Here is a 685-nt window from a genome sequence, read left to right on the forward strand (position 1 = left end):
GGCGCTTGCGGCAGAGCCGTGGCAGCTGTTCGTGGCGGCCTTGGCGAGTGGATCGGGCTGGGTCACCATGGGGGCCGCAGCGGTGAACGCGCTGATCGCACCCTGGTTCAACCTGCGGCGGCCCGCTGCCCTCGGCATGGCATATAACGGCGCGAGCCTCGGCGGCGTCATCTTCTCGCCGCTGTGGATCGCCCTGATCGCAGGCATCGGCTTCGTGCCTGCCAGCCTGGCCATCGGCGGGGTCATGCTCGCCGTCGTTGGAGTCCTGTCGGTGCTGGTGTTCCGGCACACGCCTAAAAGCTTGGGGCAGGCCCCGGATGGGGCGGAGGGCGCGCTCCCCCGGCCACTGACGGCGCAAGACGAATCGCCCATACGCAGGCAGTTCTTCCGCGACCGCAGGTTCCTGACGTTGGCCGTTGGCATGATGCTGGGCCTTTTCGCCCAGATCGGGCTGCTGGCGCATCTGTTCTCGTTGCTTGTTCCGGTTCTGGGCGAGGGTCTGACGGGCTTTGCGATGGGCGGCGCCACGCTCGCGGCGATCCTGGGCCGGTCGCTGGTGGGCTGGGTGATGCCGGCCTCGGCCGATCGCCGTCTTGTCGCCTGTGCCAGCTACGGCGTGCAGGTAATCGGGTCCTTGCTGTTCATCGTTGCGGCAGGGGATGGCGGGCCATGGCTGTTCCTGGGC

At 68.5% G+C, this 685-nt stretch carries 1 protein-coding gene; it reads left to right on the top strand.

Annotated elements, in window-relative coordinates; translation table 11 throughout:
* A partial coding sequence (locus C5F48_RS24345) for an MFS transporter (RefSeq protein WP_146170781.1) occupies window positions 1-685 on the top strand: 685 nt, incomplete at both ends.

This window comes from Cereibacter changlensis JA139 (genome assembly GCF_003034985.1).
In the GTDB taxonomy this organism is placed as follows: domain Bacteria; phylum Pseudomonadota; class Alphaproteobacteria; order Rhodobacterales; family Rhodobacteraceae; genus Cereibacter; species Cereibacter changlensis.